Consider the following 22,352-nt stretch of genomic DNA (forward strand, 5'->3'; position numbering starts at 1 on the left):
CGCAGTGGAGGATGATCGCTGGATACAGCGGGCGCTTGCCTTGGCCGGGCGGGCCGCCGATGAGGGGGAAGTGCCTGTCGGCGCTCTGCTGGTAATTGATGGGGAAATTGTTGGTGAGGGCTGGAATCGCCCCATCACACTGCACGACCCAAGCGCTCATGCCGAAATTCTGGCATTGCGCGATGCCGGACGCCGACGTGGCAATTACCGACTGCCAGGTTCCAGCCTTTATGTCACCCTTGAGCCCTGCGTCATGTGCGCCGGTGCCATCATCCATGCTCGGGTGGAGACTGTGATTTTTGGTGCCACGGACCCCAAGGCAGGCGCCTGTGGTAGCCGCTTTGATCTGCTGCCCGCAGACGGGCGTTTCAATCACCGCACTCAGTGTCGCGGGCCCGTCCTTGCCGATGCCTGCGGCGAACTCTTGCGGGGATTTTTCAGAACCAGACGCGCATCCCAGAAGAGGCCAGCCGATACCTAAGCGGGCCAAGTGGAAGACATCTCACAAGCCAACAAATAACCGCGCCACGCGAGCAGCCGTGACGCGGTTATTTAGCTAATCCGCTAATGCTTGCTAGCAGCACGCTTGGCGGAAATGGCGCCGCCCATTGATGCTTTGAAAAACAAAGTACCAACAAAGCCGGCCACAGCCACCCAGATAGTCATCATGAGGGGCTTGGTAGGCGCTTCAGCCACCTGAAAGGCTTCGCCCAGCTTGATCAAGGCCGGATTGTTTTCTGGAACAGCGATCAGATAAGCGACGAAAACCATAAACGCGGCGAAGAAAATCATCTTGATATTCATCTGGATAGCCGCGAGCAGGGTGGTGAAAGCAATCAGATACAGCAACAAAATGGTGTATTGCGGATCCGGGATCAGTTCGCGGATACCCTGGATATTGAGCACATAGACTAAAGCGAACAAGGCACCCCAATGGACACACTGCCTGATCAGGTACCACAGGCTGGAATTCCCATTAAGATACGCTTGGCTCCACCCGGAAAACAGAAAGTAGAGCGCGATGAAGCCCATGAAATATTCCCAGTACATGAAGGCCTCGGAGAAGCCTCCGCTGGTAAGGTTATAAAGCAGGACAGTGGCACCGAAGAGAACCAATAACGGCATCAGGCCGAGTAGCATGGAGCCACCGCCCTTGGACTTGGCGGACGAAGATCCGGTTGATGCGTCGGTGCTTGGCGACTGGGACATGGAATTTCCTCCCATGAAGAGATCGATGGTAAGTAGACCGAGCCTGTACGGCGGATGCCTGAACGAGGGATCGATCGAGCGACGGACTTGGAGCGCTATGGCTCACCCCCTCATATTAACCTTTTGCTAATTGGGTGTTAAGAAAAAAACTGACCTGGCGCAGGTTAAATGCGGAAATAATCTGAATCGAGGAGCCAGGGGCACGCTCCTCAGGCAGCTGCCTTCCGGCACAGAGTATGCTTTAAAGGCAGATTTTTTGCATGCCTGTCGGCTCCGGAAGAACTCAGAACGGCCAGATCAGCGGCACCAGCAAAATGGTCACCAGCCCCACCAGCATCGTCAGAGGCGTGCCGACGCGGACAAAGTCCGAGAACCGATAACCGCCGACGCTATACACCATCAGATTAGTCTGATATCCGATGGGCGTGGCGAAACTGGCCGAGGCGGCGATCATGACGACCACCATGAAGCCGGTTGGATCGACCCCCATCTGCATGGCCGTATCCAGCGCGATCGGAAACGCCAGTACCGCCGCAACATTGTTGGTAGCCACGGCGGTCAGTAGAGCGGTGACGACAAACACCAGGACCAGCGACAGCCAGGGACCACCCTGGGCAAGCCCAATCAAGGAGCCTGCCAGCAGGGTCGCAACCCCGGTTTTTTCGAGTGCGGCACCAATACCGAAGGATGTCGCAATCACCGTCAGCACCTGCCGATCCGGCGCGCGCCGAGCCACCCGTCCTGGCGTGCAGCCGCTCATGATCATGGCTCCGGCTGCCAGCAGCGCGGCCTCGAGCATGCTCAAGAATCCAGAACCGGCCGCTGCCACCATGGCCACGACAATGGTGATGGCCAGGGGGGCACGCTGGTGATTGAGCGGGTGCTGATCGCCGAGCTGACTGACGACCAGAAAATCGCGCGAATCGCGCTGTTGCAGCACAAACTCCGGGTGCGATTCGAGTAACAGCGTATCGCCCGGGCTCAAGGCAATATCGCCGATCTTGCCGCACACCCGCTCGCCATTGCGCGACAGGGCGATGATCACCGCATTGTAGCGGGCGCGAAAACGGCCCTCGCGCACTGTCTGGCCGATCAGAGGGCATTTGTTCGACAAGACCACTTCCACGAAACAACGATCACGCCGAGGTCCGTCGAGCTTGAACACCTGATTGGTCGCCGGCACCAGACCGCGAATGCGCTGTAGATCCATCACCGAGTCGATCACGCCTGCAAACACCAGCCGATCATTCTGGTGCAGCAACTCCTGGGACGAAACCGCCGGGATAATTCGATCCTGACGCTCGATTTCAATCAAAAACAGCCCCGGTAGTTGGCGCAGCCCTGCCTGCTCGACACGCTTGCCGGCAAGCGGACTGTTTGGCTCGACTAGCATCTCGACCGTGTAGCGGCGAACATCCTCGAACGCCGCCACCGTCGCTGGCCGCGTCGGCAGCAGCCAGCGCCCGGCCAGCACCAGAAACAGCACCACTGTCACCACCACCGGCAGCCCGATCCAGGCTAGTTCAAACAAGCCAAGGCCCGCCGCGCCGGTGCGCTCCACATAGAGCCCATTGACCACCAGATTGGTGCTGGTGCCAATCAGGGTACAGGCACCCCCGGCAATGCTGGCATAGCTTAATGGAATCAGTAGTTTGGATAATTGCAGACGGTTGCGTTTGGCCCACTCGGTGACTGCGGGAATGAAAATGGCAACGACAGGTGTATTGTTTAGAAAAGCGCTCAAGCCCGCCACCGGAAGCATCAGACGCAGTTGCGCGCCGGTTGCTCCGCGCGGGCGCCCGAGCAACGACTGACTGATCCAACCAACGGCGCCGGTTTCGGTCAGTCCGCTGACCACGACATAGAGCACAGCAACCGTCAGCATCCCAGGGTTAGAAAAACCAGCCAGGGCTTCGATCGGGGTCAGAATGCCCGACACGAGCAGCAGAGTCAGCACGCCTGAGGTGACGATGTCGGGCGCAATGCGCGTTCTTGCAAGAAGCGTAAAACACACCAGAACCAAGCCGAGGGTAAAGATGCCCTGCCAGCCCAGCGTGAGAAAATCGGCCATGCCTGCTGCCCTTAGTGGATGGTGGATTGTCGCCGGTAAATGATGGATGATTGTGCAACTTTCTGCCAACGCGTGCCAATTATCTAGAATCAATCTCAATAAATGTCTTTAATTATCTGTTTTGTAATTAAATGATCGCACGCGTCCTTCAGCACTACGGGCTGCCTACGGCCCTTATTCTGATACTCGGCTTGCTGGGGGCGTTCAGCATCGCCAGTCGCCTGCAACCGCCCCCCGAACTGACCACCCCGGTCTCAAGGCTTATTCTTGATCGCGACGGCCAGCTTTTGCGCGCCGCTCCGGTCAGTGATGGACGCTGGCGCCTGCCGCTGCGCCTCAAGGACATCGATCCCCAGCTGATCGACCTCTTGCTGGTGTGGGAAGACCGCCGCTTCTTTACCCACCATGGTGTCGACTGGGCGGCCATGGTTCGCGCCCTGACCCAAATGCTGGGCGAAGGGCGCATCGTCTCCGGTGGCTCCACGCTCAGCATGCAGCTTGTGCGTCTGCTCGAGCAGAGCCACACCCGCTCGCTGAGCGGAAAATGGCAGCAGGTCCTAGGGGCACTTGCGCTTGAACGCTCGGCTAGCAAGACGGAGATATTACAAGCCTATCTGCAACACGCCGGCTATGGCGGCAATCTTGAAGGGGTGCGTTCCGCCAGTCTGGCGTATTTTGGCAAGGAACCGCGCCGCCTGAGCGCAGCCGAGGCCGCATTGCTAGTTGCCCTGCCCCAATCCCCGGAGCGACGGCGCCCGGATCGCTTCCCTGAGACGGCCAGGGACGCGCGCAACCGGGTGCTCGCCCGCGCTGCCGCGCGCGGAATCATCAGCCCAGAACTGGCCGAACAGGCCATGCAGGAAGCTGTCCCGCGCCAGCGCCGCCCACTCCCGCAACTCGCGGCCCATCGCGCCGAATACTGGTGGCGGCGCCTGCCCGATGCACCCGTGCTGCAACTCACCCTGTCGGCCCCGCTACAACAGGCGCTTGAAACCCTGGCCAGGGAACATGCTACTGCCCTCGCCCCGTCTGTTTCCCTAGCCATCATGGTAGTCGAGCACAGTTCCGGTGAAGTGCTGGCATCGGTTGGCTCGGCCGGCTACACCGATGTCGCGCGCGATGGCTTCATCGACATGACTGACGCCGTGCGCTCCCCCGGCTCGACCCTGAAACCGCTCATTTATGGCCTTGGGTTCGAGCTTGGCATCGCCCACCCCGAAAGCCTGATCGAGGATCGCCCGATGGGCTTCGGTGACTACGCCCCGGCCAATTTCGATGGCGATTTTACCGGCACAGTAACGGTGCGCGAGGCGCTGCAACGCTCGCTCAACGTCCCTGCGGTCATTATGCTCGAGCACATCGGCCCGGTGCGGCTGCTGGCGCGACTCAGGCGCGCGGGTGCCGCGCCGCAACTCCCTGGCAACCGCCCCGCCGGTCTGGCCATCGCGCTTGGCGGTGTCGGTCTGCGCCTGCGCGATCTGATGGCCCTCTATACCGCCATTGCCCGCGGCGGACAGCCCGTTGCCCTGAGCGAACAACGCGCACTCTCCACGACTTCGCCAACACGGCGCCCGAGTCCACCAACGCCCGTACTGGACCCGCGCGCCGCATGGTACCTGACTTCCATTCTGTCCGGCGCCAATGCTACGAACGGGGGAGCAGCGGCCATCGCGGTCAAAACCGGAACTTCATTCGGCTATCGCGATGCCTGGGCGCTCGGCTTCGACGGGCGCCATGTTGTCGGCGTCTGGGCCGGCCGCCCCGATGGCGCGCCAGTCACCGAACTGACCGGCGCGAGCGTCGCCGTGCCAATCCTCGTCGATGCCTTTGCGCGTCTGGGCCGACCCACTGCCTTTCCCGCCGCGCCACCTGGAATCTTGCAACTTAGCAGCGACCAGCTCCCGTCACCGCTGCAGAAAGTCGGCAGCCGCAGTGCGCACGGATTCGCCTCGCCCCAAGTACAGATCGCCTACCCACCAGATGGCGCCCGTATCGATCTCAATGCCGCCAATTCGTCCAGCTCGCCGCCGGCACTAATTCTTAAGGCCCGAGGCGGTCAGCCACCCTTTCGCTGGATCATCAATGGTCAGCCGATCAGAAGCGACGCCTTTGCGCGCTCCAGTCGCTGGTACCCGGACGGTCGCGGATTCGCCCGGGTTCTGCTGATCGACGCGGCCGGCAGCCAGGCAACAACGCAGATCTTCATCGATTGAGTGCCAGGGTCAGCCAGCCACTGGACAATACGCCAGCCCATTCGGCAAGATGAGCACAGATTTACTTAACGGAGATGGAGAACGCAAATGGCTTCCCGTGGCGTCAACAAAGTGATTCTTATTGGCAACCTCGGCAATGATCCCGAGATTCGCTACTTTCCCAATGGCGATGCAGTAACCAACTTGTCCATCGCCACCAGCGAGTCATGGAAAGACCGCAACACCGGCGAACCCCAGGAACGCACCGAATGGCACCGCATCGTGATTCGCGGAAAACTCGCCGAAATCGCCAAGCAGTATCTGCGCAAAGGCTCCAAGGTTTTCATCGAAGGCAAGCTGCGAACACGAAAATGGCAGGGCCAAGATGGCCAGGACCGCTATACGACCGAGGTTATTGTCGACATGACCGGCAGCATGCAGATGCTCGACAGCCGTCCCAGTGGCGGCGATTATGGCGCCGACAACTCCGGCGGCAGCTGGACGAGCGACCCGGCCCCCGGCATTGGGACAGCCGCTGCGACCACCTATGCGCAAGCCCCATATCCTGACCAGCAATCTCCTCAACAGCAAGCTCCGGCGCCCCAAAACTCCGGCCAATATCCGAGCCAATACCCCAACCAGCAACCAGCCCAGTCTCCGGCACCGCCCCCCGATCAATCCGGACCAGGTTTGGATGAACCTTTCGACGACGACATTCCTTTTTAGGTCGTTTCCGTAAACAAATATCTCAGCTGGCTGCTTTGGGACATCATTTTTCCGAAATCACCTTAGTCTGTCGTCTGTCTGGTCAGCCCGGGCCGCATCGAAATCCCCGCCAGATCTTTCCGATGCATACATCCCCGTCGCGCGAATCATCGCAAAAACCGGCTCTGGCAGCAGATAACGTGGACTCTCCCCCAATGCCAGGGCAGCGCGGATGGCGGTGGCGGAGATGGCAAGCTGGGTGACGTGCTGATACCAGATAGCGCCAGCCGGTGTTTGGCGCAGTCGTTCAACCTCAGCCGTGCGCTGCCGAGCGAGCATGGCGTGCAGGCGCGGATCACTGGGCTCGCTGGCTTCCGGGCGGCGCATCACGACCAGATGCGCCAGTTTCAGAATCCGCTCAGGTTGGTGCCAGTCGGCAAAGGTCTCGAAGGCATCGCCGCCGATCAGCAGGCACAATGGACGCTGCTGCCCGAACTCCGCGCGCAGGGATAAGAGCGTATCGAGCGTGCGCGAGGGGCCCGCGCGATCAAGCTCGCGGCGATCAACAAAGAACCCCGGCTGATCGGCGACTGCGGCCTCAAGCATGCGCAGGCGCGCTTCACCCGAGGCCACCGGCTGGGCACGATGCACAGCCTGATTGAGCGGGATAAGTCGCAACTCCTCAAGCCCCAACGTCTGATGCACCTCAAGCGCCGGGCGCAAATGGCCAAAATGGACCGGATCGAAGGTGCCGCCGAAGATGCCGATCATGGGCCAGACAGCTTAAGCGCGAATCTCACCATCCCCGAGCACGACAAATTTCTGGCTGGTCAGACCTTCCAGTCCAACCGGGCCGCGGGCATGAAACTTGTCGGTGCTAATGCCGATTTCGGCACCTAGACCGTACTCGAAGCCGTCGGCAAAGCGGGTGGAGGCATTGACCATCACCGAACTGGAATCGACCTCGCGCAAAAAGCGCCGGGCGCGACTGTAGTCTTCGGTCACAATGCTGTCGGTGTGGCGCGAACTGTGGCACTCGATGTGGTCGATGGCCGCATCCAAGCCAGAAACGACCCGAATAGACAGAATGGCGGCCAGATACTCGGTGTCCCAATCGGCATCGGTTGCGGGCACAGCAGCGGAGATCAGCCGGCAGGTCTCAGCACAGCCGCGCAGTTCAACACCCTTCTCGGTCAGCGCGCTGGCCAGGCGCGGCAGAATATCTGCCGCCACAGGCGCGGCCACCAGCAGGGTCTCCATGGTGTTGCAGGTGCCGTAGCGCTGGGTCTTGGCATTGAGCGCGATGGCAAACGCCTTGTCGAGATCGGCTTGATCGTCGATATACACATGACAGATGCCATCGAGATGCTTGATGACCGGCATACGCGCCTCGCGACTGATGCGCTCGATCAGCCCCTTGCCACCGCGAGGAATGATGACATCGACGTATTCCGGCCGACTCAGCATGGCACCCACGGCGGCGCGATCAGTGGTGGCGATCACCTGCACCGCATCGAGCGGCAGCCCGGCCTGCTCCAGCCCCGAGCGAATACAGGCGGCGATGGCCTGGTTGGAATGAAAGGCTTCTGAGCCGCCGCGTAACAGGCTAGCGTTGCCGGATTTCAGGCACAGGGCCGCGGCATCGGCAGTCACATTGGGCCGCGACTCGTAAATGATGCCAACGACACCAAGGGGCACCCGCATGCGCCCGACCTGAATACCGGAGGGGCGGTAGTTGAGATCGGTAATGGCACCGACCGGATCGGGCAGCGCGGCGATTTGCTGCAACCCTTCGATCATGGCGTCGATGCGCGCGGGGGTTAGCTCCAGGCGATCAAGCAGCGCTGAGTCGAGGCCTTTGGCGGCACCGGCATCGAGATCGGCACGATTGGCCTGTGCAAGCCCGGCGCGCGCCTGATCCAGCGCCCCGGCCATGGCCAGCAGTGCCTGATTCTTCTGCGCCGTGCTCGCGCGGGCCAGCGCTCTTGCTGCGGTACGCGCAGCGGCACCGGTTTTCTCCATATAGTCCTGGATATCAGTGATCGTTGTTTCCTGCATTGGCTTCAGACTAGTTAGCAGTTGATGGATAGGGGGTTCTTCGATCTTAGGGCTGTAGATTCACTTATTACCTTTCGTCCCGCGCGCCAGCCCGTCGGCGATGCGCGCGAGCATGGTCCAGGGGTCGCCGTCGCCACGGCCTTTGATGGCGAGATCCACGGCTGCGCATTCGAGCAATAGCTGCCACAGGCCAGAAATCGAATAGCGTTCCACGGCCTGCATCACCCCAGCGCGGCGGGACTCCCATACCTGATGGGTTTGAAAGACCGCGTTCAGGTCGGCGCGCGCGCGGCGCGCAAAAGCCACTGCGGCCAGCATGCGCAGTTCACGCGCCAGCACCCAGAGCACCAAGGGTTCGGCTGTGCCTTCGCCCGCCAACCCATGAATGATGCGCTGGGTGCGCGCGCGATCTCCGGCCAGAGCGGCGCCGGTCAGATCGAACAAATCATAGCGCGCGCTATCGGCCACGGCAGCGCGCATCACCTCGGGGTCGATGGGGCCGGGTTCGAGCAGCAACGCGAGCTTGCTGACTTCTTGATCGGCGGCAAGCAGATTGCCTTCGACCCGCTCGGCAAGCAAGGCGGCCACCTCGGGCGTGGGCAGAAAGCCTTTGGCGCGCAGACGCTGATCCAGCCATTTTACCAGCGCCGGCCCCTGCAGCCGTCGCACTTCGATGATGACGCCGACCTGCTCAAGCTTTTGCGCCCACTTGGTTTTCAGATCCTTCCATCCCAACGCCGGGGCCTGAATCAGCAGCAGCACGTCCTGGCTGGGCTTGTCGCAATAGGCACGGATGGCGTCGGCGCCCTCGCGGCCAAGCTTGTCGCCAACGCGCAACTCGATCAGGCGCTGATCGGCGAACAGGGACAGATTGCCAGCCTCGGCGGCTAGCGAAGACCAGTCGAAGTCTTTGGTTTGCTCCAGCACCTGACGTTCGCTGAAGCCCTTTTCACGCGCGCGGGCGCGGATGGCATCCACTACCTCCTTGAACTGCAATGGCTCTTCGCCACAGACTAGATAGACAGGCGCCAAGCCCTTGCGCAGGTTGCCTTCAAGTTGGTCCGGGCGGAACTTCATGGGGCTTTCGGGGTTAAAGCGGCGCGAACCCGCAACAGAACGCGTTCGGCAACATCGGAGACCAGGTCCTGATAAATGATCTCCGACTCAAGCTGCTTGCCGAGCACCGCCACATCCGGGTTGTCGTCAAAGGTGCGCGCCGCGCTCATCGATTGCGGCGGCAGCAGTACCTGGCCCTGTGCGCCCAGGGCATCGAAGGTGACGGTATAGACCTGCTCATAGGCCAGCGCTTTGCCGCTGCTATCCACTGCAACGACGCGCGAGCTGCGCTGCTGCCCAAGCACGCGCACGATCAAGCCCGCCTGCGCGGCCACCTGCGTCATACTCAGGCCACCGCCCTGGAGCCGCTCTTCCATCGCCGTTCCGACCGGACCGCCGGACTGAATAAACACCGGACTGTACTCACTGGGGATATCCAGGGCACCGCGCAACTGAAAACCGCAGCCGCTGATCAGCAGCAGCGTGATGATCAGACTCAGGGTCAATCCACCGCCCCCGCTCGTCGGTATTCCGCTGGTCCGCATCCTTTTGATCCGCATCATCCGCCACTCCTCCAGATCGCGTTAACCCACCACCAGATTGACCAGCTTTGCCGGCACCAGAATGACCTTGCGCAGGGTCTTGTCCTCAAGGTGCCGGGCGACGTTCTCATTCCCCAGGGCCGTGGCCTCGATCTCATCGCGCGTAGCTGCCGCCGGCACCTGGATCTTGCCGCGTACCTTGCCGTTGACCTGCACGACATATTCGATGCTGTCCTGCTCCAGCGCCGCCTCGTCCACCGCCGGCCAGCCGGCCTGCAAGATATCTTCGCCGAAGCCCAGCTCGCGCCACAGATGATGGCTGACGTGGGGCGCGATGGGTGCGAGCAGACGCAGCACCAGAGTGAGTCCCTCACGCAAGAGCGCCTGGGCCTCGGGTGTGTCCACCGATAGTTTGTGCAGCACATTCACAATGGTCATGCAGCCCGAAACCACGGTGTTGAACTGCTGGCGTTCGTAGTCGAACAGTGCCTTCTTGAGCGCCAGATGCAACTCGCGACGGGCGTCGGCGAGCGGCTTGTCGAGATCAGCCAGCGCAGCCGTATCGGGTGATTGCGCGCGCACTAACTCGGCCTGGGTCGCCGCGAGATGCCATAGTCGCTTGAGAAAACGCGCGGCACCCTCGACACCCTCGTCGTTCCACTCCAGCGACTGATCCGGCGGTGCGGTGAACATGGTGTAGAGGCGCACGGTATCCGCCCCGTAGCGATCAATCAGCTGCTCGGGATCAACGCCATTATTCTTGGACTTAGACATCTTCTCGATGCCGCCGAAAAACACCGGCTCGCCGTCGGCCTCCAGCACTGCGCCCACCACCTGGCCTTTGTCATCGCGGTTAACCTTGACCTCGGTGGAATTGAACCACTGCTTGCGCCCGTCGGCATCCTCGCGATACCAGGTCTCAGCCACCACCATGCCCTGGGTCAGCAACTGCGCGAAAGGCTCGTCGCAGTCAACCAGGCCCTCGTCGCGCATCAGTTTATGGAAGAAGCGCGCATAGAGCAGATGCAGCACCGCATGCTCAATGCCGCCGACGTATTGATCGACCGGTAGCCAGTAATTGGCCCGCTCATCAAGCATGGCGCTGTCGCAATCGGCCGAGCAGTAGCGCGCGTAATACCAGCTTGATTCGACGAAGGTATCGAAGGTATCGGTCTCGCGGGTCTCGCCGTTTGGCAACTCAAAAAACGCAGGCATCTTTTTCAGTGGCGAGCCCGAGCCATCGACTACCACATCCTCGGGCAACCGCACTGGCAAATTGGTCTCAACGCGCACGCTGCCATCGGCCCCGCGCAGCACCGGCAATGGACAGCCCCAGTAGCGCTGACGCGAGACGCCCCAATCGCGCAGACGGAAGTTAATTCGCTTCTCGCCCCGGCCGCGCTCAGCAAGCCAGTCAGCGATTGCTTCAATGGCATCGTCCGAGGCCAGCCCATCGAAGGGGCCGGAATCGCTCAGAATGCCTTTCTCGATATAAGCGGCCTTGTCGATACCGCAGGGCGCGCCATCGACCGGGATGATGACCTGCTTTTTCGGGATGCCATAGCGCTCGGCAAACTCCCAGTCGCGTTGATCATGCCCGGGCACCGCCATAACCGCGCCGGTGCCATAGCCCATGAGGACGAAGTTGGCCGCATAAATCGGCACTGGCTCGCCACTCACCGGGTGCAGCGCATTGAGCCCAAGCGGGTGGCCCTTCTTCTCCATGGTCTCGATCTCGGCCTCGGAAATACCGCCCTGGCGGCATTCCTCGATAAAGGCCGCCAGCCCGGCATCCTGCTCGGCCATGCGCCGCGCCAGCGGATGCTCGGCCGCGACTGCAACGTAGGTCACACCCATCAAGGTATCGGCGCGGGTAGTGTAGATGCCCAAAGTTTCCTCGGGCGCCTCATCCGAATTCTGAATACCGAAGGTCATCGCCACGCCTTCAGAGCGCCCGATCCAGTTGCGCTGCATGGTGCGCACCTGCTCGGGCCAGCCGTCCAGCCCGTCGAGGGCATCAAGCAACTCCTGGGCATAGTCGGTAATGCGCACTGACCATTGCTCAATCTCGCGCTTCTCGACCGGGGCACCCGAGCGCCAGCCGCGCCCGTCGATGACTTGCTCATTCGCCAGCACGGTTTGATCGACCGGGTCCCAGTTGACCATGGCGGTCGCGCGATAGGCCAGCCCCTTGTCAACCAAGCGCGTAAAAAGCCACTGCTCCCAGCGATAATAATCCGGATCACAGGTCGCCAGTTCGCGCGTCCAGTCGTAGCCAAAGCCGAGCTGCTTGAGCTGGGCTTTCATATACTCGACATTGGTGCGCGTCCATTGCGAGGGCGGAATGCCATGCTTAATGGCTGCGTTTTCCGCCGGCAGACCGAAGGCATCCCAACCCATGGGCTGGAGCACATTTTTGCCAAGCATGCGTTGGTAGCGCGAAATCACGTCTCCGATGGTGTAATTTCGCACATGCCCCATGTGCAAGCGCCCGCTTGGGTACGGAAACATGGACAGGCAGTAGAACTTCTCGCGCGCCGGGTCCTCAATCGCGCGAAAAGACTGGTTGGCATCCCAAAACGCCTGGGCCTCGGCCTCAATGGCCTGGGGATCATAATCGCTGTGCATAAACTGGCCGATGATGGAGCAACGCGAGCAAAACTCGCCTAAGATTGAAAAGACCGCAAAGGATAACGCAAAACCTTCACCAGCCGCGCGAGCGCGCGCTTTCTTAAGGAGCCCCCCATGTCCGATCACCCCTCCGACCGCCCCGACCAGCACAAGCCCGAAACCGTCGATCGCCTGGTCGATGCCTATGAACGCATGCTCGAGCGCACCCGCGAGCGCCTTGATGCCGCCGAGGATTCAACGCCCAAGCTGCGCGATTGGCTGGGAAAAGCCCGCGACCACATGGTCGAACTCGGCGAACTGACGCGCGAGGAAGCCAACCGCGTCGCCGAATACATCGAGCGCGACATTGAAGATGCCGCCAACTATCTGGTCGACACCGGTGAGGAGATGAAAACCTGGTGGCGTTTTGATCTTGAACTGATCGAAGATCGCCTGCTCGACGCCTTCACCAGCGTGGCGGATCAAACCAGCCTGCAACTGCAAGCCTGGGCCGAACGCGCCGAGCAGGCCCGTGGCGAGCGGCGTTACAAGAGCGGCGAGATTACCGGCCCAGGAACCCTGGTGTGCGCCAACTGCGGCGCCCGAGCGCATTTTCCGCGTGCGACCCGGATTTTGGACTGCGCGGAATGTGGCGGTTCAGAATTTCGCCGCGAGCCGTCTTAAGCACTCGCCTGACGCGCCAGCTTTCACTCCAACGCCGGTTCCAATTTAGGCCCAAACGCAGGAAAACCCTCTTTCATGGCTGATTCCAACGCCGACAATGCGGTCACTGCGCCCAAATATCGCGAGTACTGGGCCTTTATCAGCTACTCCCACCGCGACAAGGTCTGGGCGGACTGGCTGCACCGGCGGCTCGAAACCTATCGGGTGCCGAAAAAGCTGATCGGCAGGCCGAACCGCACCGGCCAGGTGCCAAAACGGCTCTACCCAATCTTTCGCGATCGCGAGGAGCTGCCCACCTCGGCCAATCTCGGCTCGGTCATCAGCCAAGCGTTGGAGAATTCCCAGTATCTCGTAGTGATCTGCTCGCCGCGCTCGGCCGCCTCGCAGTGGGTGAATCAGGAAATTCTCGCCTTCAAGGCTCTGGGCAAGGCCGACCGGGTGCTCGCGCTCATTGTTGATGGCGAGCCAAATGCTAGCTCCAAGCCAGGCCAAGAGGAGCAGGAATGTTTTCCCGAGGCGCTGCGCTATGAACTGAATGCTGACGGCACCCTGTCGGGACAACCCGCTGAGCCTGTTGCCGGCGATGCCCGGCCCTTTGCCGATGGCAAGCGCAATGCCCTGTTCAAACTGCTCGCGGGTCTGCTCGGTGTCGACTACGCGATTTTGAACGACCGCGAGCACAAGCGCCGCCTGGTCCGCACGCTGGTTGGCGCCACTCTAGTCTTCAGCCTCGCCGCTGGCGCACTTGGCATCTGGGCTGTACAAGAGCAGCGCCGGCTACGCGACCTGCAAAGCGAGCATCAAAAAACGCTCGAGCAGCGTGATCGCGCCCTGCGCAATCTAGCCGGCATCTATCTGCATCAAGCCGAACAGGCGCTGGAGCGCAACCAAAACGGCCCGGCGCTGCTGCGCCTGGCCGCTTCGCTCGACAGCTTCGACACCCTGGGCGCGCGCGTCGCTGCCGGCTTTGCCCTGCCCGGCTTGGTCCCCGAGTTGGCGCGTTGGCCGCTGCACGACTCCTCAGTTCAAGCAATGCGAGTTGTGGAGCATCAGGGAACACAACTGCTCGTCAGCGCTGCCATGAACGGCCCGCTGCAAGTGCTCCGTCTGCAGGATCTCGAGCCCATCGCCAACTTTGAGCCAGTGCCTTGGGTTTCAGCGTTAGCCTCAGATGCCCGTGGCCGGATCATCGCCGCAGGGTTGGACGGGGTGCGGCTGCTCGATCCCGCCACCGGCGAGAATCAACTATTGCCAGAGCTGAGTGCGCCGGGCGTCATGTATCGCCTATCGCCAGACGGCACTTTGGCGACTGCACTCAACCCGACGCAAGGCATGATCCGCTTGTTATCAATCCCGGACGGCCGAGTTTTGGCCGAGCTAACACCAGAGCCGCTCGACTGGAAACCGAGCGGCGCGATGCGCTTTAGCGATGACGGCACAAAACTCGCAGCGGGGGGAACTGAAGGCGCCGTGCAGGTCTGGAGCACGGTCGTCGCAGAGGATGAGACGAAGGACGATAGCGCTGGCGAGACAGGAGACGCGGTCGGAAACGACGCCGAGCAGACTCCCGGGACCAACACCAAACCAATCGCCCCTGTCGCCGTCTTCACTGGTCTTGAAAGCACCGTCAGCGCCCTCGCCTTTTCCGCCGATGCAAACCTGCTGGCCGCCGGTGAGGGGCAGTTCCTCGGCGGGCCAGGCACAGTGGAGATTCTGGTCTGGAACCTCAATCACGATCCAGCCGCCCCAGTTTCCGCACCCTCACAGCCGCTTGCCCGGCTAAAAGGCCATGAGCAGCAAATCAACCACCTAGCATTCTCCCAGGATGGACGCCTGCTCGCTTCCAGCTCAGACGCCGACAGCCAGATCCGACTGTGGGATGTCGAGGCATTCAACCCAGAACTCTTCGATAACCCGCGCTTTGAGTTTCAGCCCCTGGCGGTGCTTCCCCAGCTCACCCCTGTCACCGCCATGCAATTTGCCAGCGGCGGCGCCCTGCTGGTGCTTGGCGACAGCGCCGGATACGCCCGCCTGCTCGACACCGACAGCGTCATTGGCATGCGCCGACAAACCCCCGACCCCTTCAGCCTGAGCGCCGCCACGCCGGTCGCCGGCCGCCTCGCACTGCTTCAGCCCGGCGGACAGGTGCGGGTTTTCGAGATATCCCAGCAAGAGGCAAAACAACACGAGATCGCGCGTTTCAGCGTCGACCCCATGACCTCGGCACTGGCCATCAGCCAAGATGGCCGGGAAATCGCCTGGGCTGCCGGCGAGCGCCTTGTGATCAAACCAATGGTTGATCAGCCCAATCACCAGCGGCCCGATGCCGAGCCAACAAATAACCAGGATGATCCAACAGACAGGCCAGAGGTCCAAGGCTTTGCCGTCCAGGGTCCGGTGCAGGCCCTGGCCTTTTCGCCTGATGCCAGACTTCTGGCCGTAGGCGGTCCCGGCCGCCTGAGTCTGCATGAGCGGTCATCCGGCAACCGGCTTGAGTACTGGGAACACCCCGCCGGTGCGGCCGCCAACATGCAGGCGATCAGCTTCAGCCAGGATGGGCGCTTCCTCGCGCTCACAACCACGGCCGACCCCGCCGTGCTGAATACCGCAGACCTGACACCGCAGACAATCGACACCCAGGGTCAGGGTGTTTTCGCCCTCGCCTTTGTCCCTGCTGTTGATGGCAGCCCCGCCGTTCTGCTCGCCGCCTGCCAGGACGGTCTGGTGCGACGCTGGCGTCTCGACGACTGGCAAGCGCTTGAGCCACTGCGCGGCTTCGAGCAACTGGTCGCCACCCTGGCCGCGAGCGCTGACGGGCAACTCGTTGCCGCCACCTCAGGGCCAATGCTGCAACTCTGGAGCGCCGCCGATGGCAACCTGCTGCATCGCGAGCGCACCAACGGCATGGCGATTGACGCGCTGCATTTCCTGCGCGATGGCGCCACATTAAGCTGGAGCTCAAGCTACCTGAACACCCTTGCTGCCGCAGACCTCCAACGCGGCCCGCTGCCACCCCTGCTCGCGGATATCCATGCCAGACTGGACCTAGGGCTGCCATACCGACTTGATCAAAACGGCACACCAGTGGCGCGCAGCCCATCGGAGTTAGCGGACCAGCGCTTGCAGGCGATCATCCAAGGCGAGTTTCCCTGGCCGATTGAAAAAACAGGTCTGAGCGAAGCAGCCTTCCGGCGAGTAAAAACCCTGGTGCGCTAGGAAACCATCAGTGCCAAAATACCGCCCCCCCGAAGAATGAACCCATGGGGTTCAAATTCATGCTCATGGTCCCGGCCATCCTGGAGCATGAATCCCTGTGATGCCGAGTAACGGCCAACACCTCGACCGGAACACCAATTCGATGGATATTTTAGTTGAAAAACAGTCTGATGCACTTGTCTTTGTCATCAAGGGGCGGCTCGATGGAAGCACCGCCCCAAGGCTGCAAGAGCAGTTGATCAGCCAGCTTGCTGCCGCGCCCGTGGTTATCCTTGATTGTGCCGCGCTCGATTACATCTCGAGTGCCGGACTGCGGGTACTGTTGCTGGCCACGAAAGAGTGCAAGAAAGCCAAGCGGCCATTTGGCATCTGCAATCTTCAAAATGAGGTTCAGGAGGTCTTCAAGATGAGTGGCTTCAGTTCCATCATCGGTATCTTTGACTCGCGCGAACAGGCGCTCGAGAAACTCGTGCCGCCTGCCTGAGCCGAGCCGTTAAACCCGTGATGCTGAATCTGCGACCTTTGGTCCTTTGCGCGGCAATGCTCGCCTCGTCACTGGGGCTCGCCGAGTCGCCCCTGCCCGCAGCGGTGCCCGCACCGATACCAGCACCGCAGGACGGCGACAATCCACTGACGTCAGTGCGCATCGCCTTGCAATGGAGCCCGCAGAGCCAGTTCGCTGGTTTTTATCTGGCCCGAGAGCAGGGTTTTTACGCGGCGGCCGGGGCGGATGTGCGCTTTGTGCATACCAACGCCAACCGCTCATCGCTTGATTGGCTGCTACAGGGCGATGCCGAGCTTGCCACTGCCTTTCTCGCCGATGCCATGGTGGCTGCCGCCAACGCCGACAGCCCTGATGATGACGCTGGCGATGCCCCTGGCGAACAAAGTGGCGATGCCACTAGAAATGACAGTGGCGATGACAGCAGCGATAACATGCCGGGACTCGCCCGTCCGGTGCTGATCGGCCAACTGGTGCAGCGGTCCAACCTGATGCTGTTGGCGTGGAAGGATCACGGCATCGAGCATCTTGAGGATCTCAACGGCCAGCGCATCAGCCTCTGGCCTGGGCCTTTCACGGCTGCTATTCAAGCCCTGCTGACAGGCCGCCAGATCACACCCGAACTGATCCCACAATACGGCACCGTGAATCTCTTCCTGCACGGTGGCGTCTCCGCCTGCGCTGCCATGGAATACAACGAATACCATCGCATCTGGCAGGCGGGTATCGATGAGGACCGCCTGACGGCCTTCCTGCTGCGTGATTTTGGATTCGATTTCCCCGAGGATGGGCTTTACGCCCGCTCCGACTGGCTTGAAGAGCACAGCGACTTGCCGCAGCGCTTGTGGCAGGCGACGCTTAAGGGCTGGGAATACGCGCGCACCCATCCGCAGCAGGCCATCGACCTAGTGATGGCCGAAGCTGAACGCGCCGGAGTCCCGTCAAACCGCCCCCATCAAGGCTGGATGCTTGATCATATTCTCGGGTCTATCTTTGTTGAAAACGACAGCACCCTTGCTGCGACTGGCCAGCTCGCGCCCGGTGCCTATGCCGCCACAGCGCAAGCCCTGATTGCGGCTGGTCTGCTCACCAAAGCCCCGCCCTTTGGCGTCTTCTGTCCTGGCTGTCGTTTGCAGGATGAAGGCCCACCCCCTGATCCATCCCCAGAGCCATCCCCAGGGCTACCCAGTGCGCCATCCAACGAGCCCCATCCAGTGAGTCCCCCGCAGTGAGCCCCATCAGCGAGCCATCCAGTGAGCAGATGAAACAGGCCGAGCTCGACCTCTGCCAGATTCCGCCACGCGCACATCTGCGCAACCGCCTGCTCCTATGGACCGTCGGCATCGCGAGCCTGATCTTGTGCGGCCTGCTGCTGTGGAACTACCTGAGCTTTCGCAACCGTCTGGCCGAAGACGCGCAAATCCGCGCGCGTTTTCTTGCCGATGGCGCCGCAGACAGCATCGACAAAACCCTGGGCAGCTTGCAAAGTCTGGTCGATGGCATGGCAATCAGCCTGAATGCCACCGCGCTCGACCTGACCCTGGAGCAAGTGCGTGCCCTGCAGGAAGAAGCCCTGCGCCAGCAGCCAGCGCTGTACGGCACCGCCTTTGCCTGGTTGCCAGAATACAAACCCGCCAACTGGAATGCACTGGCACCTTACAGCTATCGCGATGGCGCTACCCTGGCCTATCAGAATCTCGGCCAACAGGACACCAACTACCTGGGCGAGGACTGGTTCGCCCTGCCGCGTTTTCTCGACCGCCCAGTCTGGACCGAACCCTATGTCTTTCAGGACACCGGCGTGCGCATGGTGACCTACTCCGCTCCGGTGCACATGCCCTCGCCCGAGGGCCCCGTCTTCGCCGGCGTCGTGACCTGCGATATCGAACTGGCCTGGCTCGACCGACTGCTGGCCGAGCTACCGCTGGGCGAGCATGGTTATGGCTTTCTGCTCAGCAGCAATGGCGTGCATATCAGCCATCCGATCACCGCCTTCACCATGAACGAGTCCATTTTCAGCGTGGCCGAAGCCCGCGAAGATCCCGAACTGCGCAAGGCAGGCCAGGCGATGCTCTCCGGCCAGCCCGGCATACGGCCCTGGGTCGCCGCGGCCACAAAGGAACAGAGCTGGCTGGCCTGGGATCGGCTAGCCACCACCGGGTGGACGTCCGGGGTGTTGATTTCGCAGACAGCGCTTAACCGGGAGATTGCCCGGCTCACCCAGTTCCAGGCGCTCGCCGGCGGCAGCGGACTCTTGCTGCTGGTACTGACGGTTGGCTGGATTGCCCGTTCCATCACCCGGCCCATCACCGCGCTTAGCGAGGCCGCGCCCAGCATCGCCGCCGGTGATCTCGACGCCCCCCTGCCCACGCCCGTCGGGCAGGATGAAGTCGCGCAGCTCACGACCATTTTCCGCACCATGCGCGACCACCTCAAAGGCTATATCGCCGATCTGGAAGCCACCACGGCGGCGCGCGAGCGCATCAATGGCGAACTGCGCATTGCCCGCGACATCCAGATGGACCTGGTGCCCAAGACCTTCCCGGCCTTTCCCGAGCGCGACGACATGGATCTGTTCGCCATCATCGAGCCGGCGCGCGAGGTGGGCGGTGACTTCTACGACTTCCTGCTGCTCGATGAGGATCATGTGTTCCTCGCCATTGCCGATGTTTCGGGCAAGGGTGTGCCGGCGGCCCTTTTCATGGCCGTCACTCGCAGCCTGCTGCGGGCCGAGGTCAAGGTCAACCGCGATCCTGGCCAGGTGCTGGCGCGGCTCAACGACGCCCTGGCCGAGCACAATGACTCCTGCATGTTCGTCACCATTTTCTGCGCACTGGTGTGCCTGTCCGACGGTCGGGTGAACTATGCCAACGCCGGGCACAATCCGCCGCTGTGGCTGCGCGCGGATGGCTGCATCGACTGGCTCGACAAACCGTCCAGCATGGCCGCCGGGCCGATGACTGACATCGATTACGACACCGGCCAACTTCAGCTCGCCCCTGGCGAGAGCCTGCTGCTCTATACCGATGGCGTCAACGAGGCTATCGACATAGACGACCAGCCATTCGGCGACGAGCGCATGCTCAACCGCCTGCGCGCCAGCGGATCACTGAGCTGTCGCGAAGTACTCGAAGCCCTGCTGGCCGACATTCGCAACCACGCCGGTGAGGCCGAACAGTTCGATGACATCACCATGATGATGTTTCGCCGCGAGGGCCAAGAATGAACCAACCAAAAACCTTAACCCTGACCAACAACCTGTCCGAACTGTCCCGCCTCGCGCAGTGGCTGGAGACCTTTGGTGAGGAACAGGGTCTCGATACGAAAACCATTTTGGCGCTCAATCTGGCACTCGACGAGCTGGTCACCAACATCGTCAACTACTCCTACCCCGACGGTCAGGCGCACAGCTTCAAGCTGACAATCCAACGGCTGGATGATCGGATCGAGGCAGAACTCATTGACGATGGCATTCCCTTCAATCCGCTCAAGATGCCGGAACCGGACACAGAATCTGAACTCGACGCACGCCAAATCGGCGGACTGGGGATTTATTTTGTGCGCCAGACCATGGACGAGGTCGAATATCGCTTCGAGCAGGGCCACAACCACCTGCGTCTGGTAAAACGCCTGGACAAACACATGGACAGCGATTGACCAGCGGGCGCGCCCGTTTCAGCTGCGGCGCAATGGCTGGGAGTTAGTGCTCAAACAGCAAACGAAGCTCGGCGTGGCCGTTGCGGAAGTCCGTTTCAACACGATCAGCGAAGTTGCGGATGAGTGACGCTGAGACCGCTTTCATGGTGAGGTCGAGCGCTGATTCATCCGCGCCTTCTTCCAGCAGCGCCTGCAGATCAACCTGCGGATTCAGGTCGAATCTGATGGCCTTTCCCGGGTACTCGAAAGTGATCCGAAGCTGAAATTCATCGAAGCGCAGCCTCAGACGTACCGGGCCATCCATGACAGCTGCCCGTTCGAGTTCTTCGAGCGCCTCACTCACAGCGAACTCCGCGCGCCTAAAAACGTCGCGACGCCCACCCCAATAGGCGCCTTGTTCTTCAATATGACGCACCGCGTTGTCTGCGGGATGCGGGCCATCGAGCAGAATCGTGCTGGTCTGGCTGGCTCCGATGCGAAACAGCGAGTTGAGCAGAACGGCGCAGAGGGTTCCGACCATCAGACTCGAGTCGAGCAATGGCGCCAGTTGCGGGGAGAGTGAGTCGGTCAATTCAGGCACCGCGAACACGGCCATTCCCGCGACCAGGCTGAGTCCGATGGTGGCGCGTCGGCGTGCGTCGAGCAGACGCGACAAGATCAACTCCGCCCCGGACACGATCATGTAAGACGCCGTGTAGAGCAGGATAGCACCCACCACGGCCTTGGGCATTAAGGCCATGAAAGTCGTGACCTGGGGCAGAAAGGCCAGGCTGATCAGCATGAGACCTGCGATCACGGCGACTCGGCGGGCGGCGACGCCGCTGATTTGCGCAAGACCAAGGTTGGCTGAAGAGATACAGCTTCCCATCGTGCCGCTGAGCCCGTTGAGAAGGTTACAGAGACCGAGACCATTCAGGAGACGACCGATCATGCGCAGATCTGGCCGCCGCCAGTTCAATTGCGTCATCTTATCGATGGTGACGCCGCAACCGACCGAGTCGACCAGCACAACCAAGGAGATCAGGAGGTAAGGGATCATGGCGCCCAGTTGCCATTCTGGCGGCGAAAACGGGTAATGGGTTCCAGGCAGGGCAAACAGTGGTTCGACGGCGACCTGACGAAGTTGGCTAGCGCCGAACGCGCCGGCGAGAATTGCCAGCATGAGGCCGACCGCGGTGCCGATGATCATAGCCAGAATGCGCAGGCGCCCCGTCGACCAGACGGAGAGGCCGATCATAGTTCCAAGGGTTCCGCTGGCAATGAGCACGGCGCTAAGATCGATCGAAGTGCCGGCCGCGGCGGCACTGAGATTGAGCCCAGCGGCGCGCTCGATGCCAGGCGCCACCAAGGTCACGCCCAGCAGCAACAGGGCGATACCGGAGATCTCGGCCGGAAACCAGGCGCGCAACAGAGGCAAGAAGCGCCCTAGCAGCAGGATCATGACCGCCAAGACGATCATGCCGCCGCCTGCGGCCTGTGGTCCGAAGCCGCTGGCGATGGCGATAAAGAGTCCAACTGTCAGCGGGTCGGGGATGTTGACCAGAAGATGGCCGGCACTGAAGCGGGTGGTCAGTCCGTTCAGTGCGGTGCCAAGCCCCATGATCAGGATGCCGATCGCCACGAAGTCACGCAGCGTAGCAGCCTCGAGTCCAATCGCCTCGCCGGCGATGACGCTGTAGACGACAAACATCAGCGCCACCAGCGCATGCTGCAGCCCGGTGCTGAGCGTCGTCGGCCACGGCGGACGGTCCGCCGCAACATACAGCATGTCGCGCGGGGGCTCTTGTTTGCCTTCCGTAAAAGGCGGAAGCAGCTGTTTTAGAAAGGTCTTTCCATCCATTTCAGCGGCT

At 61.5% G+C, this 22,352-nt stretch carries 17 protein-coding genes; 9 read left to right on the plus strand and 8 right to left on the minus strand.

What is annotated here, in order from left to right; genetic code table 11:
• Nucleotides 1-4 precede the first annotated feature (4 nt).
• Entirely contained in the window at nucleotides 5-481 is a 477-nt protein-coding gene (gene tadA / locus Thiofri_RS12625; protein ID WP_009149644.1) for a tRNA adenosine(34) deaminase TadA, read from the plus strand.
• An 83-nt stretch (nucleotides 482-564) separates the two neighbouring features.
• On the opposite strand, the gene Thiofri_RS12630 is transcribed toward tadA, so the two are convergent.
• Both Thiofri_RS12630 and Thiofri_RS12635 read right to left on the minus strand, forming a co-directional pair.
• Nucleotides 565-1,209: a hypothetical protein gene (locus Thiofri_RS12630; protein WP_009149645.1), complete on the minus strand. Its 645-nt coding sequence runs from the start codon at nucleotides 1,207-1,209 to the stop codon at nucleotides 565-567.
• Nucleotides 1,210-1,492: 283 nt separating this feature from the next.
• On the minus strand, nucleotides 1,493-3,280 hold the full coding sequence (locus tag Thiofri_RS12635) for an SLC13 family permease (protein ID WP_009149646.1): 1,788 nt from the start codon (nucleotides 3,278-3,280) through the stop codon (nucleotides 1,493-1,495).
• 131 nt (nucleotides 3,281-3,411) lie between these two features.
• Between Thiofri_RS12635 and pbpC the strand changes: the two genes are divergently transcribed.
• Together pbpC and ssb are read left to right on the plus strand one after the other, a co-directional pair.
• Nucleotides 3,412-5,493, plus strand: coding sequence for a penicillin-binding protein 1C (pbpC, locus tag Thiofri_RS12640; protein ID WP_009149647.1), 2,082 nt, complete (start codon nucleotides 3,412-3,414; stop codon nucleotides 5,491-5,493).
• Between the two features lie 87 nt (nucleotides 5,494-5,580).
• Nucleotides 5,581-6,198: a single-stranded DNA-binding protein gene (gene ssb, locus Thiofri_RS12645; protein ID WP_009149648.1), complete on the plus strand. Its 618-nt coding sequence runs from the start codon at nucleotides 5,581-5,583 to the stop codon at nucleotides 6,196-6,198.
• A gap of 57 nt (nucleotides 6,199-6,255) precedes the next feature.
• Here ssb and nadD read toward each other — a convergent pair whose 3' ends face one another.
• The 5 genes from nadD to leuS all read right to left on the minus strand — a co-directional run bounded on the left by nadD (nucleotide 6,256) and on the right by leuS (nucleotide 12,461).
• Nucleotides 6,256-6,948, minus strand: a complete 693-nt coding sequence (gene nadD, locus Thiofri_RS12650; protein ID WP_009149649.1) for a nicotinate-nucleotide adenylyltransferase — start codon at nucleotides 6,946-6,948, stop codon at nucleotides 6,256-6,258.
• A gap of 12 nt (nucleotides 6,949-6,960) precedes the next feature.
• Nucleotides 6,961-8,235, minus strand: a complete 1,275-nt coding sequence (locus Thiofri_RS12655) for a glutamate-5-semialdehyde dehydrogenase (RefSeq protein ID WP_009149650.1) — start codon at nucleotides 8,233-8,235, stop codon at nucleotides 6,961-6,963.
• A 60-nt stretch (nucleotides 8,236-8,295) separates the two neighbouring features.
• Complete coding sequence (gene holA, locus Thiofri_RS12660; protein ID WP_009149651.1) at nucleotides 8,296-9,312, minus strand: DNA polymerase III subunit delta; 1,017 nt, start codon at nucleotides 9,310-9,312, stop codon at nucleotides 8,296-8,298.
• The gene (locus Thiofri_RS12665; protein ID WP_223296749.1) at nucleotides 9,309-9,797 is read right to left on the minus strand and encodes an LPS-assembly lipoprotein LptE; all 489 of its coding nucleotides are present in this window, start codon (nucleotides 9,795-9,797) and stop codon (nucleotides 9,309-9,311) included. Before Thiofri_RS12665 ends, holA begins: the two co-directional genes overlap by 4 nt.
• A gap of 78 nt (nucleotides 9,798-9,875) precedes the next feature.
• Complete coding sequence (gene leuS, locus Thiofri_RS12670) at nucleotides 9,876-12,461, minus strand: leucine--tRNA ligase (RefSeq protein WP_009149653.1); 2,586 nt, start codon at nucleotides 12,459-12,461, stop codon at nucleotides 9,876-9,878.
• A 117-nt stretch (nucleotides 12,462-12,578) separates the two neighbouring features.
• On the opposite strand from leuS, the gene Thiofri_RS12675 reads away from it, so the two are divergent.
• The 6 genes from Thiofri_RS12675 (at nucleotide 12,579) to Thiofri_RS12700 (ending at nucleotide 20,502) form a co-directional block, all read left to right on the plus strand.
• Nucleotides 12,579-13,127 carry a zinc ribbon-containing protein gene (locus tag Thiofri_RS12675; RefSeq protein ID WP_009149654.1) on the plus strand — a complete coding sequence of 183 codons (549 nt, stop codon included), beginning with the start codon at nucleotides 12,579-12,581 and terminating at the stop codon, nucleotides 13,125-13,127.
• Nucleotides 13,128-13,202: 75 nt separating this feature from the next.
• A complete protein-coding gene (locus Thiofri_RS12680) occupies nucleotides 13,203-16,343 on the plus strand; it encodes a toll/interleukin-1 receptor domain-containing protein (RefSeq protein WP_009149655.1) in 3,141 nt (1,046 codons plus the stop codon).
• Nucleotides 16,344-16,443: 100 nt separating this feature from the next.
• A complete protein-coding gene (locus Thiofri_RS12685; RefSeq protein WP_223296779.1) occupies nucleotides 16,444-16,827 on the plus strand; it encodes an STAS domain-containing protein in 384 nt (127 codons plus the stop codon).
• Between the two features lie 56 nt (nucleotides 16,828-16,883).
• The gene (locus Thiofri_RS12690) at nucleotides 16,884-18,077 is read left to right on the plus strand and encodes an ABC transporter substrate-binding protein (RefSeq protein ID WP_009149657.1); all 1,194 of its coding nucleotides are present in this window, start codon (nucleotides 16,884-16,886) and stop codon (nucleotides 18,075-18,077) included.
• Nucleotides 18,074-20,071, plus strand: a complete 1,998-nt coding sequence (locus tag Thiofri_RS12695) for a SpoIIE family protein phosphatase (RefSeq protein ID WP_009149658.1) — start codon at nucleotides 18,074-18,076, stop codon at nucleotides 20,069-20,071. Before Thiofri_RS12690 ends, Thiofri_RS12695 begins: the two co-directional genes overlap by 4 nt.
• A complete protein-coding gene (locus Thiofri_RS12700) occupies nucleotides 20,068-20,502 on the plus strand; it encodes an ATP-binding protein (RefSeq protein WP_009149659.1) in 435 nt (144 codons plus the stop codon). Before Thiofri_RS12695 ends, Thiofri_RS12700 begins: the two co-directional genes overlap by 4 nt.
• Nucleotides 20,503-20,545: 43 nt before the next feature.
• Here Thiofri_RS12700 and Thiofri_RS12705 read toward each other — a convergent pair whose 3' ends face one another.
• Entirely contained in the window at nucleotides 20,546-22,342 is a 1,797-nt protein-coding gene (locus Thiofri_RS12705) for a solute carrier family 23 protein (RefSeq protein ID WP_009149660.1), read from the minus strand.
• Nucleotides 22,343-22,352 lie beyond the last annotated feature (10 nt).

This window comes from Thiorhodovibrio frisius (assembly GCF_033954835.1).
Taxonomy (GTDB): Bacteria; Pseudomonadota; Gammaproteobacteria; order Chromatiales; family Chromatiaceae; genus Thiorhodovibrio; species Thiorhodovibrio frisius.